This window comes from Caulobacter sp. UC70_42, assembly GCF_044056025.1.
Classification (GTDB): domain Bacteria; phylum Pseudomonadota; class Alphaproteobacteria; order Caulobacterales; family Caulobacteraceae; genus Caulobacter.
This window is the reverse complement of sequence record NZ_CP171994.1, coordinates 1,348,950-1,367,174: the sequence shown is the minus strand read 5'-3', so window position 1 is coordinate 1,367,174 and position 18,225 is coordinate 1,348,950. Positions and strand designations below refer to the sequence as shown.

General features: G+C 64.6%; 12 protein-coding genes and 6 pseudogenes. 9 read left to right on the top strand and 9 right to left on the bottom strand.

The genetic code is table 11. The features are described 5' to 3' along the window. Positions 1 to 476: 476 nt before the first annotated feature. The 3 genes and pseudogenes from ACHMW8_RS07095 to istB (ACHMW8_RS07085) all read left to right on the top strand — a co-directional run bounded on the left by ACHMW8_RS07095 (position 477) and on the right by istB (ACHMW8_RS07085) (position 3,379). Positions 477 to 1,106 (top strand): hypothetical protein, encoded by a 630-nt coding sequence (locus tag ACHMW8_RS07095; protein WP_395445125.1) that lies wholly within the window; start codon positions 477 to 479, stop codon positions 1,104 to 1,106. Between the two features lie 42 nt (positions 1,107 to 1,148). Continuing rightward, positions 1,149 to 2,663 (top strand): annotated as a pseudogene (istA, locus tag ACHMW8_RS07090) (IS21 family transposase). Then, positions 2,650 to 3,379, top strand: a pseudogene (gene istB / locus ACHMW8_RS07085) (IS21-like element helper ATPase IstB). Before istA (ACHMW8_RS07090) ends, istB (ACHMW8_RS07085) begins: the two co-directional pseudogenes overlap by 14 nt. Before the next feature lie 628 nt (positions 3,380 to 4,007). On the opposite strand, the pseudogene ACHMW8_RS07080 reads toward istB (ACHMW8_RS07085), so the two are convergent. The 3 genes and pseudogenes from ACHMW8_RS07080 to istA (ACHMW8_RS07070) all read right to left on the bottom strand — a co-directional run. Further along, positions 4,008 to 4,247 (bottom strand): annotated as a pseudogene (locus ACHMW8_RS07080) (transposase); the annotation flags it as partial. Positions 4,248 to 4,438: 191 nt separating this feature from the next. Next, positions 4,439 to 4,867 (bottom strand): ATP-binding protein, encoded by a 429-nt coding sequence (locus tag ACHMW8_RS07075; RefSeq protein WP_395445124.1) that lies wholly within the window; start codon positions 4,865 to 4,867, stop codon positions 4,439 to 4,441. Continuing rightward, positions 4,854 to 6,367: pseudogene (istA, locus tag ACHMW8_RS07070) on the bottom strand (IS21 family transposase). Before istA (ACHMW8_RS07070) ends, ACHMW8_RS07075 begins: the two are co-directional and overlap by 14 nt. A gap of 137 nt (positions 6,368 to 6,504) precedes the next feature. Here istA (ACHMW8_RS07070) and ACHMW8_RS07065 point away from each other — a divergent pair. Next, positions 6,505 to 6,669: a hypothetical protein gene (locus tag ACHMW8_RS07065; RefSeq protein WP_205196272.1), complete on the top strand. Its 165-nt coding sequence runs from the start codon at positions 6,505 to 6,507 to the stop codon at positions 6,667 to 6,669. Between the two features lie 217 nt (positions 6,670 to 6,886). Here ACHMW8_RS07065 and ACHMW8_RS07060 read toward each other — a convergent pair whose 3' ends face one another. The 4 genes from ACHMW8_RS07060 to ACHMW8_RS07045 are packed head-to-tail and all read right to left on the bottom strand — an operon-like array spanning position 6,887 to position 10,005. Next, on the bottom strand, positions 6,887 to 7,687 hold the full coding sequence (locus ACHMW8_RS07060) for a Dyp-type peroxidase (RefSeq protein WP_395445123.1): 801 nt from the start codon (positions 7,685 to 7,687) through the stop codon (positions 6,887 to 6,889). Next, positions 7,668 to 8,261 (bottom strand): hypothetical protein, encoded by a 594-nt coding sequence (locus ACHMW8_RS07055; protein WP_395445122.1) that lies wholly within the window; start codon positions 8,259 to 8,261, stop codon positions 7,668 to 7,670. The genes ACHMW8_RS07060 and ACHMW8_RS07055 overlap by 20 nt, the downstream gene beginning before the upstream one ends. 3 nt (positions 8,262 to 8,264) lie before the next feature. Next, positions 8,265 to 8,876, bottom strand: a complete 612-nt coding sequence (locus ACHMW8_RS07050) for a hypothetical protein (protein ID WP_035219808.1) — start codon at positions 8,874 to 8,876, stop codon at positions 8,265 to 8,267. Between the two features lie 40 nt (positions 8,877 to 8,916). After that, positions 8,917 to 10,005 (bottom strand): catalase family protein, encoded by a 1,089-nt coding sequence (locus ACHMW8_RS07045; RefSeq protein ID WP_197426846.1) that lies wholly within the window; start codon positions 10,003 to 10,005, stop codon positions 8,917 to 8,919. 155 nt (positions 10,006 to 10,160) lie between these two features. On the opposite strand from ACHMW8_RS07045, the gene ACHMW8_RS07040 reads away from it, so the two are divergent. From ACHMW8_RS07040 to ACHMW8_RS07020, 5 genes and pseudogenes are all read left to right on the top strand, one after another. After that, a complete protein-coding gene (locus tag ACHMW8_RS07040; protein ID WP_050746444.1) occupies positions 10,161 to 10,784 on the top strand; it encodes a TetR/AcrR family transcriptional regulator in 624 nt (207 codons plus the stop codon). Further along, on the top strand, positions 10,781 to 11,278 hold the full coding sequence (locus ACHMW8_RS07035) for a thioesterase family protein (RefSeq protein ID WP_197426847.1): 498 nt from the start codon (positions 10,781 to 10,783) through the stop codon (positions 11,276 to 11,278). Before ACHMW8_RS07040 ends, ACHMW8_RS07035 begins: the two co-directional genes overlap by 4 nt. Next, positions 11,275 to 12,141 (top strand): 3-hydroxyacyl-CoA dehydrogenase, encoded by an 867-nt coding sequence (locus ACHMW8_RS07030; protein WP_046407406.1) that lies wholly within the window; start codon positions 11,275 to 11,277, stop codon positions 12,139 to 12,141. Before ACHMW8_RS07035 ends, ACHMW8_RS07030 begins: the two co-directional genes overlap by 4 nt. Before the next feature lie 27 nt (positions 12,142 to 12,168). Beyond that, on the top strand, positions 12,169 to 13,935 hold the full coding sequence (locus tag ACHMW8_RS07025; RefSeq protein ID WP_066730386.1) for an oleate hydratase: 1,767 nt from the start codon (positions 12,169 to 12,171) through the stop codon (positions 13,933 to 13,935). A gap of 41 nt (positions 13,936 to 13,976) precedes the next feature. Continuing rightward, positions 13,977 to 15,692: pseudogene (locus ACHMW8_RS07020) on the top strand (heavy metal translocating P-type ATPase); the annotation flags it as partial. 192 nt (positions 15,693 to 15,884) lie between these two features. Here ACHMW8_RS07020 and istB (ACHMW8_RS07015) read toward each other — a convergent pair. Further along, positions 15,885 to 16,613 (bottom strand): IS21-like element helper ATPase IstB, encoded by a 729-nt coding sequence (gene istB, locus ACHMW8_RS07015; RefSeq protein ID WP_291844237.1) that lies wholly within the window; start codon positions 16,611 to 16,613, stop codon positions 15,885 to 15,887. Beyond that, positions 16,600 to 18,113: pseudogene (gene istA, locus ACHMW8_RS07010) on the bottom strand (IS21 family transposase). Before istA (ACHMW8_RS07010) ends, istB (ACHMW8_RS07015) begins: the two are co-directional and overlap by 14 nt. Positions 18,114 to 18,225 lie beyond the last annotated feature (112 nt).

The window sequence follows — 18,225 nt, the reverse complement described above, 5'->3', positions numbered from 1 at the left end:
TGACACCGTCTGCGTTGCAGTGGTGCACGATGGGACAGGTTCCTTTTACAATAGTCGGGCAGCAGAACCGGCCAGCGCCCTACCACCTCGCATCCGGCAAAGCCGATAAGTTGGGGGCGGCCAGATGTTTTCGCCGAACCAGTCTGAGCAATAATTTGCCGCGATGTGGCTCATGATACGCCGTCACGCGGCCTAACGTCGCAGCCAGGCGGAGCCAGTAATTCTGGACCGCGAGCCTCTCCCCCATGGGAGACCGATAGCGCCATGCCTTCCTCTAAAGTTAAGTTGTATTGGAGGCTAGGAACAGCGAGCCGCGAAGACATCGCGCGGCCGGGCCGGCTTGGGCTAGGCACCTCGCAGACTTCTGAGCGAAATTCTCAACCTGGCAGGACGCGCACCCGATTTCTACAGCTTGGCCGCTAGCGCAAGGCGTGATTCGGTGCGAATGAAGGCACGGGGGTTGAGGGGCGGGTTTCTTGGACGGTTTTTCACTAAAAACAAACCCGTTCGCGCTGCTCGGGGTGTCGCCAAGGGCGAAAGTTGCCGAAATCGAAGAAGCGTTCGAAGACGCTGTTATCGATCGCCTGGAAGACGAGCAGTCTCTTCTGAAAACTAAGCAGCTTTTGTTGACCCCCAATGCACGGCTTTTTGCGGAGTTGTCATGGCTCTCTGAGGTCGCTCCACGCCGCGCTGATCAGCTTCTGGCGATGTTGGACCGTGCCGACACCGGCGCGCTGCTGAAGGCACTGCCTGATCTCCCGCCACTGTCGTCGGCTAATATCGCAGCCGAGGGCTGCGTTCGGCTGGGCGAAGTCCGGTTCATCACCCCTCTGCTTGAGGCCCACAACCAGCTAAAACAGGAGGCCACCTTCGACTGGGTCAACAGCACTCGGGCGACCGCAGGATTCGCTCGCGTGGAAGCGTCGCAAATCCAGGATGCTTTGCGCGCTCTGCGGAGCAGCCATGCCCGGTCGGTAATTGCCGCTATTGCTGGGTCGCCCAAATCCCGCAGCCGCGCTGACGGCAGTGTGTTTCGGCTTGCAAAAATGACCCCCATCTCGGGGATATCGGCGTCCAAAAATGACCCCCTGTCCTTGAGGCTTTGATGGCCAGATCGGCGGCTTGTGTAGCCGCGGATCGAGACGGGGATGTTGGTAGTGGAGACGGTGGCGAAGATCCGGCGCGAGCACTTCGCGCGGGGCAAGGGCGTCAAGACGATCGCGCGGGAGATGGGCCTGGCGCGCAACACGGTGCGCAAGATCCTGCGGTCGGGTGATACGGCGCCGGAGTACGAGCGGCGCGAGCAGCCGCACCCGAAGCTAGGTCCGTTCATCGAGCGGCTGGAGGCGCTGCTGGAGGCCAATGCGTCAGGGGCGCGCAAGGATCGGCTGACGCTGATGCGGATCACCGATCTGCTCAGCCGGGAGGGCTATGACGGCGGTTACGACGCGGTGCGGCGCTATGCAGGACGCTGGTCGGTCCAACGCCGGGGCGTGAGCTCTCCGGTTGAGGCCTTCGTGCCGTTGAGCTTTGCGCCGGGCGACGCCTACCAGTTCGACTGGAGCCACGAGCAGGTCGAGATCGGCGGCACGCCGCTGACGGTGAAGGTGGCGCACGTGCGGCTCTGCCATAGCCGCCGGTTCTACATCCGAGCCTATCCGCGCGAGACCCAGGAGATGGTGTTCGATGCTCACGCCCGGGCCTTCCAGGCGTTCGGGGCGTCACGCGGCGAGGCATCTACGACAACATGAAGACCGCCGTTGAAGCGGTGTTCACCGGCAAGACCCGCCGCTTCAACCGGCGCTTCGAGCAGATGTGCTCGCACTACCTGATCGAGCCGGTGGCCTGCACGCCGGCCTCGGGCTGGGAGAAGGGCCAGGTGGAGAACCAGGTCGGCTACGCCCGTGACAACATCTTCAAGCCGCGCCTGCGCTTCCATAGCCTGGAGGAGCTCAACGGCTGGCTGGAGGCCGAGTGCGTGCGCCGGGCGCGCAATGATCGCCATCCCGAGCACCGAGACCGCGTTGTCTGGGACGTCTACGAGGCTGAGCGGCCGTTCCTAGCGCCCTTCGCCGGCCCTTTTGACGGCTTCCACCAGATCGAGGCCGTCGCCCAGGCCACCTGCCTGATCACCTTCGACCGCAACCGCTACTCGGTGCAGGCCAAGGCCGCGCGTCGGGCCGTCCAGATCCGCGCCTACGCCGACCGGATCCTGGTGCTGTGCGACGGCGAGGTGGTGGCCGATCACCCGCGCGGCTTTGGCCGTGACCACACCGTCTATGATCCCTGGCACGTATCTGCCCGTCCTGGCCCGCAAGCCCGGAGCGCTGCGCAACGGCGCGCCTTTCCAGGAATGGGCGCTGCCGCCCGCCTTCAATCGGCTGCGCAAGCGGCTGGGCTCGGGCGACGAGGCCGATCGGCGCTTCGTACGGGTGCTGGCGGCGGTGCTGGACGATGGGCTCGACGCTGTCGACCAGGCCGTCCAGGAGGCGCTCGACGCCGGCGTCGCCAGCGACGAGGTAATCCTCAACATCCTGGCCCGCCGGCGCGAACCGCCCCGCCCCGAGGCGATCACCACTTCCCAGGCTCTGGCCCTGAGCCATCCGCCCATCGCCGACTGCGCGCGCTACGACCTGCTGCGAGGCTCCCGTGCAGCGGCATGAGATGATCCAGGCCCTGGGCGAGCTGGGCCTCAAGGGCATGGCCGGCGCCTTCGACGACGCCGTCACCACGGGCCTGCAGCGCAAGCGCACCGCCATGGAGATCCTGGCCGATCTGGTGAAGGCCGAGGCTGCCCATCGTCAGGCCGCCTCCATCCGATATCGGATCACCGCCGCCAAGCTGCCGGCGATGAAGGACCTGGCGCGCTTCAACTTCGAGGGCTCGCCCATCAACGAGAGCCTCGTGCGCGCCCTGCATGGCGGCTCATTCCTGGCCGATCACCGCAACATCGTCCTGATCGGCGGAACGGGCACCGGCAAGACCCACCTGGCCATCGCCATCACCGCCAATGTGGTGCGGGCCGGGGCGCGCGGGCGCTACTTCAACACCGTCGATCTGGTGAACCGGCTCGAGGAGGAAGCCCGCCAGGGCCGCTCCGGCGCTCTGGCCGCCCCAGCTCTCGCGCCTGGATCTCGTCGTCCTCGACGAGCTGGGCTATCTGCCCTTCGCCCAGTCCGGCGGCCAGCGCCTTTTCCATCTGATCAGCAAGCTCTACGAGCGCACCTCGGTGATCATCACCACCAACCTGACCTTCGGCGAATGGCCCACCGTCTTCGGCGACGCCAAGATGACCACGGCGCTCCTCGACCGCCTGACCCATCACTGCGACATCGTCGAGACCGGAAACGACAGCTGGCGTCTCAAGACCAGGGCTTGATCCACAATCTATTCAACCTCCCCCAGACCCCCTCCGGGCAGCTGAATCTCACGCGGCTCACCCGGCGGCGACGCGCTGCGCTAGCTGATGGCTACGCGCCTCGCCGCCAGCCCAGGACAACCAACAGAGGGGTCAATTTTGGACGCCGATAGGGGGTCAATTTTCAACGCCGTTTGACAGACGGCAGTTCTGGAAAGCTGGCACGACCCGCGAGACCTCCTAATGAAGGAGGTTCTCCGCGAGTACGATAGTTGGTCCAGCCCTCACTTGGGGAGATCGAGCGCGACATCGACGCGGCTCTGTCAGATCTGATGGCGGGTTGTGATGGTGCGGTGGACCGCGTCAACAACCGGCTGGCCGCCTGAGACGACCTGAGCCAGCCTGCCCAACTCTACAGCCAGCTTTCTGGTCTGGACGAAGAGCGATCACTTCGCATTTACCGGCGAGTTCGCAGCCACTGTATTGACCTCGCCAACGATCATCAGCGCTTCGCCGACGCCCATGCGGTGGCCACGGTGATGCGTGAGTGACCTGCCTCTGAACTTTCATCCAGCGCGGACCAGAAGTCTCGGCATTGGTTGACCTTGCCCCCAACCTTGGACCAGGTCGGGCCGGGATTTCTCGCCGGTCAGGCGCCGGGCGGGCCATATGGCCCGGCGCCGTTCATCAGCTCGATCGGGCACTTGTCGCCAATCGCGCTGTGGGGACGATGTTCATTATAGTCCCTACGCCAAGCCTCGCATTTTGAACGGGCGTCGTCGAGGGACATGAACCAGGCGGTGTTCAGGCATTGGGCCCGGACCTTGCCGTTGAAGGATTCCGCGAAGGCGTTGTCCGTCGGCTTGCCAGGCCGGCTGAAGTCCAAGGTGTCAAACGGCACGCAATCGGGACCCCCTATCGGCGCCCAATAGGGACCCCCTCTTCGAGTTCGAGCGGCGATGCGCGTAGCTCTCAGCCAGCGCAGAGCATCGCCGCGGGGTGAGCCACTGATCGATCAGCTGCCCGGAGGGGGGTCTGGGGGGAGGTTGAACAAGTTGTGGATCAAGCGGGGCGTGCCGGTCAGGCGCGGTTCCTGAGCCGCCAGCTGTCGTTGCCGGTCTCGACGATGTCGCAGTGATGGGTCAGGCGGTCGAGCAGCGCCGTGGTCATCTTGGCGTCGCCGAAGACGGTGGGCCACTCCCCGAAGGTCAGGTTGGTGGTGATGATCACCGAGGTGCGCTCGTAGAGCTTGCTGATCAGGTGGAACATCGCAGAGCCTTCGAAGCTGAACGCCGCCAGGTCCTTCATCACCGGCAGCTTGGCGGCGGTCAGGCGATAGCGGATGGATGCGGCCTGGCGATGGTTGGTCTCGGCCTTGAGCAGCTCGGCCAGGATCTCCATGGCCGTGCGGTTGCGCTGAAGGCCCGTGGTGACGGTCTCGTCGAAGGCCCCGGCCATGCCCTTCAGGCCCAGTTGGGCGAAGGCTTCGATCATCTCATGCCGCTGCACGGGGACCTCGCAGCAGGTCGTAGCGGGCGCAGTCGGCGATGGGCGGATGACGCAGGACCAGCGCCTCGCAGGTGGTGATCGGCTGTGGCGCTGGCGGCTCGCGGCGCCGGGCAAGGATGTTGAGGATGACCTCGTCGCTGGCGGCGCCGGCATCCAGGGCCTCGCGGACGGCGTCATCGACCTCATCAAGGCCATCGACCAGCACCGCCGCCAGCACGCGCACGAACCGGCGGTCGGCTTCGTCGCCACGACCCAGCTTCTTCCTCAACCGGGTCAGGGCTGGTGGCAGAGTCCAATCTTGGAATGGCGCGCCATTGCGCAAGCTCCCGGGCTTGCGGGCCAGAACCGGCAGGTAGTGCCAGGGATCATAGATCGTCCGGCCTCGGCCGAAGGATCGGACGTGCTCGGCCACCACTTCGCCGGCGCAGCGCACGACGATCCGATCGGCATAGGCGCGCACTTGCACCGTGCGCTTGGCGGCCCTGGCCATCACCGAGTAGCGGTTGCGGTCGAAGGTGATCAGGCAGGTGCCGGTCACCGCGTGCTCGACCTCGTGGAAGCCGTCGAACGGCGCAAGATCGCCTGCAGCGCCGGCCGCTCGGCCTCAAGGGCCTGGGCCAAGGTGATCTCGCGCTGCTCGGGATGGGGGTGTAGGCGCGCCCAGCGGCGGCACTCGGCCTCCAGCCAGCCGTTCAGCTCTTCCAGGCTGGCGAACCGCAAGCGCGGTTTGAAGAACCGCTCCCGGCTGGTCTGCACCTGGTTCTCGACCTGGCCCTTCTCCCAGCCTGCGGCGGGCGTGCAAGCAGTCGGTTCGAACATGTAATGATCGGCCATCAGCAGGAAGCGACGGTTGAAGACCCGCTGTTTGCCCACGAACACCGCGTCCACGGCGGTCTTCATGTTGTCGTAGATGCCCCGCGTGGGGACCCCGCCGAAGAAGGCGAACGCCCGGGCATGGGCGTCGAACACCATCTCCTGGGTCTCACGCGGATAAACCCTGACGTAGACCGCACGCGACGCGCAAAGCCGAACATGGGCCGCCTTCACCCGCATCGGCTGGCCGGCGACCTCCACGTCCTCATGACTGAAGTCGAACTGGAACGCCTCGCCCGGCGCGAACATCAGCGGCACGAACGCTGTCCCGCCATCGCCGGGCGCCGTCTTGGTCTCCTCGCGCCAGCGGGCCGCGTAACGACGGACCGAGTCATAGGAGCCGTCGTAGCCTTCCTGGACCAACAGGTCCCAGACCCGCGTCAGTCGCAAACGGTCCCGCCGGGGCCGCGCCTCGTTCTCCGTCAGAAGTTGCACAAGCCGATCATGCACCGGCCCGATCTTCGGAAACGGCTGCGTCGTCCGCTGATAGCTGAACGCGCCTTCCTCCGCCCGGATCGCCTTGCGCACGACCTTCCGCGACAGTCTCAAATCCCGACAGATCGCCTTGATCGGCTTGCCCGCCGCATACTCACGGCGAATCCGCACCACTGTCTCCACCACCAACATCCCGATCTCGACCGCCCGGTTGAACCAAGCCGCCGTGCCTAAACCATCGGAATGAGGGGTCCCTTTTAGGCGCCTATCACCCCGCTAAGGGGGTCCTTCTTCCACGCCGCTGCACAATCCAGATCCCAGCCTATGACGTGAAACAGCATCTTGAGGCGGGAGAATTGGTTGAGGTGATGCCCGGCCATCGAGCCGAGCTGATGCCTATGACGTTACTCTATCCCCACCGCCAGCACCTTTCACACCGGCTGCAGGTATTTGCCGATTGGCTTGAGACGCTGCTGAAGGACAAGCTCTTATGAAGAGCAAAAGCCACCCGGGATCCGAAACGCCTGCGCTCAAGCGGTCCGGATGACCGAAGCGTCCTCGCCGATCATGCGTTAGAGGCAGTTTTTGCAGACGTCAGGATTACCGATCGGGCCAGACGCGACTGGCAAAGATCATGGTGAGGCCGAGCGCAGCGATCCTGATGAATTGCACGTTCATCTTCACAAAGGCCAACGACTCACCGGCGGGTTCCTAACCCCAGCTCCTGGCCGCCAGCCATTTGAGCGCGGACAGGCTTGGCATGAACAGATATTCGCCGCCCTTCATGACATTGAAAGTCTGCACTCCGTCGATGCGCTTGCGCGCCGGCGCCTGCGGGATCGTGAACCGGCCATCATCCTCATGCAGGCCAACGATCGGATCGCGCTCTTCGCCAAGGTCGACGAAATTGCCTCGGTTGATCCACTCCTGCTGCATGAACTCGATCGTGTCGTAGGCACGCGCGCTGATGAAGATGAAGAACAGGCCGCGATCGCCGTTGGCATCGTCCTCAGGCCCCACATCCTCGGAATAAACCGGCCCGAAGGTCGAGGAACGGCGAATGATGCGGTGGATGTTGACGTCGGTGAGCAGCGTCAACTCGGAATCGCGGGGATTGAGCCGTCGCATATGGCAGCCGAACGGCACGACGCGGCCTTTGGGATCGTCCTTGAAGGTGAAGTCGTTGTTGCGCTGCGGATCGGCGCCGAGGTCGGGATCGTCGTGATCGTGCGCCAGCGTCAAGGGTGCGCCGGAGCGCCAGCGCCCGAACATCTTGGCGGCAAGGCGCTCGCGTTCCTCCGGCGTGTCGCCATGTGCCTTGAGGAAGGCGTTGAAGCAACCGACCCGGCTGTTATACTTGCGCATTACGACGAAGGTGCCGTTCCTTCCGAGAACCGCAGGCTCGGGCATGCCGAGCGGCTGGCCGTTCTCGCTCTCATAGCCGAGGATGAATTCGCCGGCCTTGATCGGCCGCTCCTCGCCTGGCAGCGGATCAACGCCGCTGCCCTCCACTGCGGGCTGGGAGATCGAATCCCGGAAACCGAACGGGTTTTTCGCGCCGTCCCGGCGCGCCGAAGCGATGCTCGCCGAGCAAGGTGACGCCGCTGCTCCGGTCGAGTTCGGTGCGCGCCGTCGCCAGCGCCTTGTCGAGCGCATCATCGTCGACCGCGTAGATGGTCAGCGCGAGATGGCAGTTGCCCGGCTTGAACACGTCTTCCCAGTTTTCCGGCGCGTTGGGTCCGAAGTCGCGAAGCTGCTCCGCGCGTGCGGCCATGCCCTGCTGGAACGGGAGCGGAAAGGTCTTGAGCTGGGCGTCGGGAACGCCGAGCGCCTTCAGACCCTCGAAGCTGAGCGCAGCGCCGATCCAGAAATCGAGATCCTCGCTCCAATTGTCGGCCGAAGCGATATGCGGTGCCAGCCGGCCGAGAAGATTGCGGGCTCCCGCTGCCTCGTCGAAATGGAGCATGGCGTGAACGCCGACATAGGGTTCCGGCCGGCTTCTGAGGATCAGCGCCTGGATGTCCTGCAGGTCGAGCGTGACGCTATCCCGCGAGAAGTGCTCTTTTAGTTTCTGAAGGATCGCCATGGCTCAGCCCACCTTGTCCAGGAATTCGTTGACGGCATGTTCGAGCCGTTGGAGCCGGCGCACATCGACGACGGTGACCTGCGGATTGGCGACGAACCAGCCGGCGGCGGTGATCTGATGCTCGGCGATGAAGTCCTTGACCTCGGGGCTGGCGATGCCCGGCCAGCCCTCGACCGAGGCGAAGATCAGGTCCATCAGATCGGGGATCTTGGTGGCGAAGTCGTTGATATAGGTGTCCCAGTCGCCGTCATAGGCGGTGGCGAACAGGATGCGGGTGTCGTTGTCGAAGAACACGAACCGCATGTTGTGCAGCGTGCCGACCTTCTGCGCCCCGTCGAAATTGCCGTTCACCAGCCCGAATATGCGTTTCAGCCGATCCGCGCCGCCGGGCTTGAGGTTGGCGATGGCGGTGAGCTCGGAGACATTGCCGGACTGCGCGCCGACGCGACCGGCCGAGCCGGCTGTGCCCTTGAGGTCGGGATTATGCTTCGTCACCATCTGCTCGAGGGCGAGCTTGGCGAGCTGTGGCGCATCGCCAACCACTTCCTCGATGCGGCGGCGGATGGCCTGCAAGCGGGTTTCATCGATCTGCGGGGTTTCTTCGGTCTCGGCCATGGCTGGCCTCCTTTCGTGATTGCGTGTGACGATCGGATCGTCAGTCCGGAATGACGTCGATGCTCGCCGGCTCGACGCGCGGTTGCGCGTTCATTTCGTGGCGGTAGCGGGTGGATCGTTCATAGGCGGCGATGCGCACGCGCATGATCGAGCCGAGTGGCTGATGATCGCGGATACCGTGCCAGGGATTGAACGACAGCACATCATCGCCGTAGACGCGCCGCGCCGGCGAATAGGCCTCCTGTGGCGGGATGCGCAGGGTCGCGATCGGCTGGTGCGGCGAAAGGTCTTCCGGCCAGAGCACGGCGGCGTCCTCGACCGGCATCCTGTCGAGATCGGCACAGAGCTGAGCACGGAGCTGATACTCTGCGCCTTGCTCGCGGAAATGTTCAACCACCAGATCGCGCATGGTGGAATCCTCAACCGCGCCGACATCCTTGCCGGTCAGTGCACGGACGTTGTCGGAGAACGGCGCGGCACTGATCTTGGCGATATGGTCGCCGAAGCGGATCGCCGCCATCGAATGATAGGTTTCGCCCAGCAGATGGTTATTGTCGCGAGCGAGCCCGCGCAGCGTGGCGCCGGGCTCGACGCCGACCGCTTCGACTGCCGCCTCCACGCCGCGCGCGACCCCAGCCATCGCTCGCTGGAGAAAGGCCGGGTTATGGGCATTCTTCTCCAGAAGGCTGATGAGCTGGCGATATTTACCGATCGTGCCGAAGCTCAAGGTCGGGATGTTGACGAGCAGGAAATCCTGGTTGTGGCCCTGGTCTTCGGGGAGAAGCCGCTCGCCATCGACACCGATCACCTTGATCGCCATGCCACGCGGCGCGGGAATGGTATCGGAGTGGATGTCGCCCGGCGCCGAAGAGAGGCGGATCACCACCGGATAGTTGGCGGGTCGGGCGAACAAGCCCTGGCGCAGATGCGAGGGCAGTTCGTGAACGATCAGTTCGCCCTTCAGGAACCCATGGCTTTTGGCATGGGCGTCGCGCACGGCGTGGCGATGACGCTCGAAGGCCCGCCGGTTGGTGGTGGCCATGATCTCGAGGATCTCGGCGGTCAGCCGCTCCTCGTCCTCGCCGAGAACCTCCACGTCCGGGGAATAGCCAATGTAGGTTTGAGCCAAGAGCGCTCCTTCACACTGAGATTTCGTTGCCCAGGAACGATTTCGGGTCGAAATCGCCGTTGATTTCGGATATCAGTTGATATCTGGTTTCACTGAGAACGCGGAACCTCCGAAAAGGTTTCGCACGTCTCGCCCGTTGGTTGGAGAACGAACCCATGCCGCTTACGCGCAAGGACACGCAGCGCCAGACGCGGGACCGGCTGATCGCGGCCGCGCATTCCTCGATTATCGAGGAGGGGGTCGCTGCCATGTCGATTCGCAACATCTGCAGCGCCGCAGGGCATTCGCAGGGCGCCTTCTACTCGAACTTCGCCAGCAAGGATGATCTGCTGGTCGAGATCCTGCAAAGCCATATCCAGGACGAGGTCACACTGCTTCGCGACCTGGTCGCGCACTGCTCCGGCGACGATATCGAGGCGACGCTGCAGGTGCTGGCCGCGCGGCTCGCGAAGTTGGCCGACGAGGCACAATGGTCACTGCTCTCGATCGAATTGCAGCTCCATGCCCGGCGCGATCCGGCTTTCGCCGAGCGGCACCGGGAGGGCAAGGCGGCCTGCTATCGGATGTTCGGTGAGCTCGTCGCCGATCTGACGCAACGCTTCGCACTTCGTCCGGCCTTGCCGCCGATGCAGACCGGTATCGGTCTTTACGCGCTCTGGATGGGACTGGCGGTGCAGGGCGATGTCGAAGGCGCCATGCCGCGCGACGAGATGCTCGTCGGCTTCTTCCGCGCCATGGCAGGACTGGGTTCGTCGCATGAGGAGCAGGCGTATTCGTGAGCGGGATCGTGTCAGATCGTCGACGCATCGGCTGCGATGAGCACGGACACCCACTCGTCGGCGAGGTGGATGAGCATCGGCGCTTCCATATCCGCTTCCGCGCCCGGGACGCCGACATCGACGAACTCGGCCATGTCAACAATGCGGTCTGGGTGACCTGGATTCAGGATGCGTCGGTGGCGCATTGGCTGACGGCCGCGCGGCCGCAGGATCGCGACCGGTTCGTCGCGGTCGTGCTGCGCCATGAGGTCGACTATCGCGGCAATGTCCGGGCGGGAGACGAGGTCAGTGCGATCACCTGGGTCGTCCGAGCGCCGCGGGGTGCCCGCTATGCACGATGTGTCGAATTCCATGCCGAAGACGGCCGGACGATCGTCGCCTCGCTGACCCAATGGGCCCTGGTCGATCGGGAAACCGGCAAGCTGGCCCGCGTCCCGGTGGAGGTGGCGGCTCCGTTTCTAAGTGACGATACCGCGCAGAAGGAAATTGGATGAGCGATATCAGGAAAGTGGCGGTTCTCGGCACGGGAGTCCTCGGGAGCCAGATCGCCTTCCAGACGGCCTATAGCGGCTTCGATGTTGTCGCCTACGACATCAGCGAGGAAGCGCTCGAACAGGCGCGCGCACGGCTGGCGGCGCTCGTCGAAACCTACACGAACGAGGTGTCGGGCGCGGCTGGCGGCAAGGCGGCCGGGGCGCTCAAGCGGATCGCTCTGCTGAGCGATCTCGGCGCGGCCGTCGCGGACGCGGACCTCGTGATCGAGGCGGTTCCGGAGGTTCTTTCGATCAAGCAGGCGCTCTACGAGAAACTGGCGGGGCTCGCGCCGGACAGGACGATCTTCGCCACCAATAGCTCGACCCTGCTGCCGAGCGACCTGAAGGCTTACACCGGCCGACCGGACCGGTTTCTGGCGCTGCACTTCGCCAACAGCATCTGGAAGTTCAACACCGCCGAGGTGATGGGCACGGACGACACCGATCCGGCCGTGTTCGATGCCCTGATCGCCTTCGCCTCCGCCATCGGCATGGTGCCGATCCCGGTGCGCAAGGAGAAAGCGGGTTACGTCCTCAATTCGCTTTTGGTGCCGCTCCTGAACGCGGCCGCCGATCTGGCGGCCGGCGGCTATGCCGAGCCGGAAGATGTCGACAAGGTCTGGCGGATCGCCACCGGCGCGCCGATGGGGCCGTTCCAGATCTACGACATCATCGGATTGAACACCCCCTACAACATCCTCTCGCATGGCGACGAGCATGCTCAGTCGCTCGCCGCCTGGCTGAAGGAAAACTACATCGACAAGGGCAGGCTCGGCATCGCCTCGGGCGAAGGCTTCTACAGCTACAAGCCCTCCGCAGACTGATCCCAACAAGAAGAACAGGAGTTCGCCATGCACTATAGCAGCGGAAACTATGAAGCCTTCGTGCGTCCCCGCAAGCCCGAGGGCGCCGACAAGAAGACGGCCTGGTTTGTCGGTTCGGGGCTGGCGGGGCTTGCCGGCGCGGCCTTCCTGATCCGCGACGGCGGCGTTTCCGGCGACCGCATCACCATCCTTGAAGAGCTGGAAATCCCTGGTGGCGCGCTCGATGGTCTGGACGTGCCCGAAAAGGGCTTCGTCATTCGCGGCGGCCGCGAAATGGAAGAACATTTCGAGTGCCTGTGGGACCTTTATCGCTCGATCCCCTCGCTGGAGATCGAGGACGCCAGCGTGCTCGACGAGTTCTACCGGCTCAACAAGGACGATCCCAACTTTTCGCTCCAGCGCACGACGCAGAACCAGGGCCAGGACGTGCCCGACAAAGCGCTGTTGACGCTAAACGACAAGGCCCAGAAGGACCTGCTCTCGGTCTTCCTCGCGACGCGCGAGGAGATGGAGAACAAGCGTATCAACGAGGTCTTCGGCGAAGACTTCCTCAAAAGCAATTTCTGGCTCTACTGGCGCACCATGTTCGCCTTCGAGGAATGGCATTCCGCGCTGGAGATGAAGCTCTACCTGCACCGCTTCATCCATCATATCGGCAGTCTCGCCGACTTCTCCTCGCTCAAGTTCAACCGCTATAACCAGTATGAATCGATGGTCCTGCCGCTGGTGAAGTGGCTGACCGATCACGGCGTCACGTTCCGCTACGGCGTCGAGGTCACCGATGTCGATTTCGACATCCAGCCCGGCCGCAAGCAAGCGACCCGCATTCACTGGAAAGAGCGCGGCGTCGAAGGCGGCGTCGATCTCGGGCCAGACGATCTCGTCTTCATCACGATCGGCTCGCTGACCGAGAATTCCGACAATGGCGACCACAGGACGCCGGCGAAGCTCAATGAAGGACCGGCGCCGGCCTGGGACCTGTGGCGCCGCATCGCCGCGAAGGATCCGGCCTTCGGCCGCCCAGACGTGTTCGGCGCCCATATCCCGAAGACGAAATGGGCCTCCGCCTCCATCACTGCCCTCGACGCCCGCATTCCGGCCTATGTCGAGAAGATCACCAAGCGGAACCCCTTTACCGGCAAGATCGTCTCCGCCGGTATCGTCACGGTGAAGGACTCGGCGTGGCTGCTGAGCTGGACGGTTCATCGCCAGCCGCATTTCAAGAAGCAGCCCAAAGATCAGATGATCGCCTGGTTCTACGCGCTCTTTGTCGATTGCCCCGGCGACTTCGTGAAGAAGCCGATGCAGGAATGCACCGGTGAGGAGATCACCCAGGAATGGCTCTATCACCTCGGCGTGCCGGTCGAGGACATTCCCGAACTCGCGGCATCCGGCGCCAGCACCGTTCCCACGATGATGCCCTATATTACCGCCTTCTTCATGCCGCGTCAGGCGGGTGACCGGCCGGACGTGGTGCCGGAGGGCGCGGTCAACTTCGCCTTCATCGGCCAGTTCGCGGAATCGAAGCAGCGGGACTGCATCTTCACCACGGAATATTCGGTGAGAACCCCGATGGAGGCCGTCTACACGCTGATGAATGTCGAGCGCGGCGTGCCGGAGGTCTTCAACTCGACCTATGATATTCGTACACTTCTTGCTGCGATCGGTCCGCTGCGGGACGGCAAGGGCATCGATCTTCCCGGACCGGCCTTCCTGCGCAAGCTGCTGATGAAGAAGCTCGAAGGCACAGAGATCGCCAAGCTGCTCGAAGAGTTCCATCTGATCGAGGAGTGAACAAAGACCGGAAGGCACGCGCGGCGTGTGAAAGGTGATGAATGGCCGACGACGATCAGAAGAGCGAACGCGCCGCCGAGGTGACTGGGGCGCACGGCCATCATCACCATCATGAGCCGGACGGCGAAACGCCGTCCGGTCACGTCGACCATGATCCGGTCTGTGGCATGGTGGTCGATCCCGCCAGGACCGCTCACAAGGCTGAGTATGAAGGCGAGCGTTACGCCTTCTGCTCGGCCGGCTGTAAGGCGAAGTTCGACGCCGACCCCGTGCGGATTATGCAGCACGGGTAGCGCATGCCGAGCCGCACCATGAGGGTGCTGCTACCCATGGCGATCATTCCCACCCTAGCCACACCCATAGACTTGATCGCCATGAGCATCACCCCGTTGCGGCGTTAACGGCAGCCGTAACGGAGGGCACGATCTGGACCTGCCCGATGCATCCGGAAATCCGCCGGGACGCGCCGGGCAGTTGTCCGATCTGCGGCATGGCGCTGGAGCCGCTGATCGCGGCGGCGGATGCCGGACCCAGTCCCGAACTTGCCGATATGACCCGGCGCTTCTGGATCGGCCTCGCGCTCGCCTTGCCCGTGTTCCTGCTGGAGATGGGCGGCCACCTGATCCCGGCGCTGCACCATCTGGTGCCGATGCACATCTCGATCTGGATCCAGTTCGCCCTGGCGACGCCGGTGGTGCTGTGGGCCGGATGGCCGTTCTTCGCGCGTGGCTGGGCGTCGATCGTCAACCGCAGCCTCAACATGTTCACGCTGATCGCGATGGGGACCGGCGTCGCCTGGGGATACAGCATCGTCGCGACATTCGCGCCGCAGCTCTTCCCGCAGGCTTTCCGTGACGCTGATGGCGCGGTCGCGGTCAATTATGAGGCGGCCGCCGTCATCACCGTGCTGGTGCTGCTTGGTCAGGTTATGGAGTTGCGCGCCCGGGAACAGACGTCCGGCGCGATCCGCGCGCTTCTCAATCTCGCGCCGAAGACCGCACGACGCATCGGGGCAGACGGTGTGGAAGAAGATGTGCCGGTCGAGGCGATTGCGATCGGCGAGCGGCTCAGGGTCCGGCCCGGGGAAACCGTGCCGGTGGATGGCGTGGTCGAGCAGGGGCGCTCATCGATCGATGAATCGATGGTGACCGGCGAATCCATGCCGGTGACGCGCGTAGTCGGCGAAGCGGTCGTAGGAGGTACGCTGAATCAGACCGGCGCGCTCGTCATCCGGGCGGAAAAAGTCGGGCGCGACACGATGCTGGCTCGCATCGTCCAGATGGTCGCGGATGCCCAGCGCTCGCGTGCGCCGATCCAGCGCATGGCTGATCAGGTGTCGGGCTGGTTCGTGCCGGTCGTCATCGCCGTAGCGCTGCTCGCCTTCGCGGCCTGGGGTGTATGGGCGCTAGAGCCGCGTCTGGCGCATGGCCTGATCGCGGCCGTTTCCGTGCTGATCATTGCCTGCCCCTGCGCGCTCGGGCTTGCGACGCCGATGTCGATCATGGTCGGTATCGGCAAGGGGGCGGCCGCCGGCGTTCTGATCAAGAACGCGGAGGCGCTCGAGCGGATGGAGAAGATCGATACTCTGGTGGTCGACAAGACCGGGACGCTTACCGAAGGCAAACCGGCGGTGACCCGGATCGTCGCGGCGCCGGGATTTGTTCGAGGAGATCATCCTGCGGCTGGCGGCAGGTGTTGAAAAAGCCTCGGAGCATCCGCTTGCGCGCGCGATCGTGGCGGCTGCCGAGGAACGAAAGTGTCAAACGGCACGCAATCGGGACCCCCTATCGGCGCCCAATAGGGACCCCCTCTTCGAGTTCGAGCGGCGATGCGCGTAGCTCTCAGCCAGCGCAGAGCATCGCCGCGGGGTGAGCCACTGATCGATCAGCTGCCCGGAGGGGGGTCTGGGGGGAGGTTGAACAAGTTGTGGATCAAGCGGGGCGTGCCGGTCAGGCGCGGTTCCTGAGCCGCCAGCTGTCGTTGCCGGTCTCGACGATGTCGCAGTGATGGGTCAGGCGGTCGAGCAGCGCCGTGGTCATCTTGGCGTCGCCGAAGACGGTGGGCCACTCCCCGAAGGTCAGGTTGGTGGTGATGATCACCGAGGTGCGCTCGTAGAGCTTGCTGATCAGGTGGAACAGGCGCTGGCCGCCGGACTGGGCGAACGGCAGGTAGCCCAGCTCGTCGAGCACCACCAGATCGAGACGCGAGAGCTGGGCGGCTAAAGCGCCGGCCTTGCCGCGCCGGGCCTCGTCCTCGAGGCGGTTCACGAGATCGACGGTGTTGAAGTAGCGGCCACGCGCCCCGGCCCGCACGACGTTGGCGGTGATGGCGATGGCCAGATGGGTCTTGCCGGTGCCCGTGCCGCCGACCAGGACGATGTTGCGATGGTTGGTCAGGAAGGCGCCGTCGTATAGCGAACGCACCAGGCCTTCGTTGATCGCAGAGCCTTCGAAGCTGAACGCCGCCAGGTCCTTCATCACCGGCAGCTTGGCGGCGGTCAGGCGATAGCGGATGGATGCGGCCTGGCGATGGTTGGTCTCGGCCTTGAGCAGCTCGGCCAGGATCTCCATGGCCGTGCGGTTGCGCTGAAGGCCCGTGGTGACGGTCTCGTCGAAGGCCCCGGCCATGCCCTTCAGGCCCAGTTGGGCGAAGGCTTCGATCATCTCATGCCGCTGCACGGGGACCTCGCAGCAGGTCGTAGCGGGCGCAGTCGGCGATGGGCGGATGACGCAGGACCAGCGCCTCGCAGGTGGTGATCGGCTGTGGCGCTGGCGGCTCGCGGCGCCGGGCAAGGATGTTGAGGATGACCTCGTCGCTGGCGGCGCCGGCATCCAGGGCCTCGCGGACGGCGTCATCGACCTCATCAAGGCCATCGACCAGCACCGCCGCCAGCACGCGCACGAACCGGCGGTCGGCTTCGTCGCCACGACCCAGCTTCTTCCTCAACCGGGTCAGGGCTGGTGGCAGAGTCCAATCTTGGAATGGCGCGCCATTGCGCAAGCTCCCGGGCTTGCGGGCCAGAACCGGCAGGTAGTGCCAGGGATCATAGATCGTCCGGCCTCGGCCGAAGGATCGGACGTGCTCGGCCACCACTTCGCCGGCGCAGCGCACGACGATCCGATCGGCATAGGCGCGCACTTGCACCGTGCGCTTGGCGGCCCTGGCCATCACCGAGTAGCGGTTGCGGTCGAAGGTGATCAGGCAGGTGCCGGTCACCGCGTGCTCGACCTCGTGGAAGCCGTCGAACGGCGCGAGATCGCCTGCAGCGCCGGCCGCTCGGCCTCAAGGGCCTGGGCCAAGGTGATCTCGCGCTGCTCGGGATGGGGGTGTAGGCGCGCCCAGCGGCGGCACTCGGCCTCCAGCCAGCCGTTCAGCTCTTCCAGGCTGGCGAACCGCAAGCGCGGTTTGAAGAACCGCTCCCGGCTGGTCTGCACCTGGTTCTCGACCTGGCCCTTCTCCCAGCCTGCGGCGGGCGTGCAAGCAGTCGGTTCGAACATGTAATGATCGGCCATCAGCAGGAAGCGACGGTTGAAGACCCGCTGTTTGCCCACGAACACCGCGTCCACGGCGGTCTTCATGTTGTCGTAGATGCCCCGCGTGGGGACCCCGCCGAAGAAGGCGAACGCCCGGGCATGGGCGTCGAACACCATCTCCTGGGTCTCACGCGGATAAACCCTGACGTAGACCGCACGCGACGCGCAAAGCCGAACATGGGCCGCCTTCACCCGCATCGGCTGGCCGGCGACCTCCACGTCCTCATGACTGAAGTCGAACTGGAACGCCTCGCCCGGCGCGAACATCAGCGGCACGAACGCTGTCCCGCCATCGCCGGGCGCCGTCTTGGTCTCCTCGCGCCAGCGGGCCGCGTAACGACGGACCGAGTCATAGGAGCCGTCGTAGCCTTCCTGGACCAACAGGTCCCAGACCCGCGTCAGTCGCAAACGGTCCCGCCGGGGCCGCGCCTCGTTCTCCGTCAGAAGTTGCACAAGCCGATCATGCACCGGCCCGATCTTCGGAAACGGCTGCGTCGTCCGCTGATAGCTGAACGCGCCTTCCTCCGCCCGGATCGCCTTGCGCACGACCTTCCGCGACAGTCTCAAATCCCGACAGATCGCCTTGATCGGCTTGCCCGCCGCATACTCACGGCGAATCCGCACCACTGTCTCCACCACCAACATCCCGATCTCGACCGCCCGGTTGAACCAAGCCGCCGTGCCTAAACCATCGGAATGAGGGGTCCCTTTTAGGCGCCTATCACCCCGCTAAGGGGGTCCTTCTTCCACGCCGCTG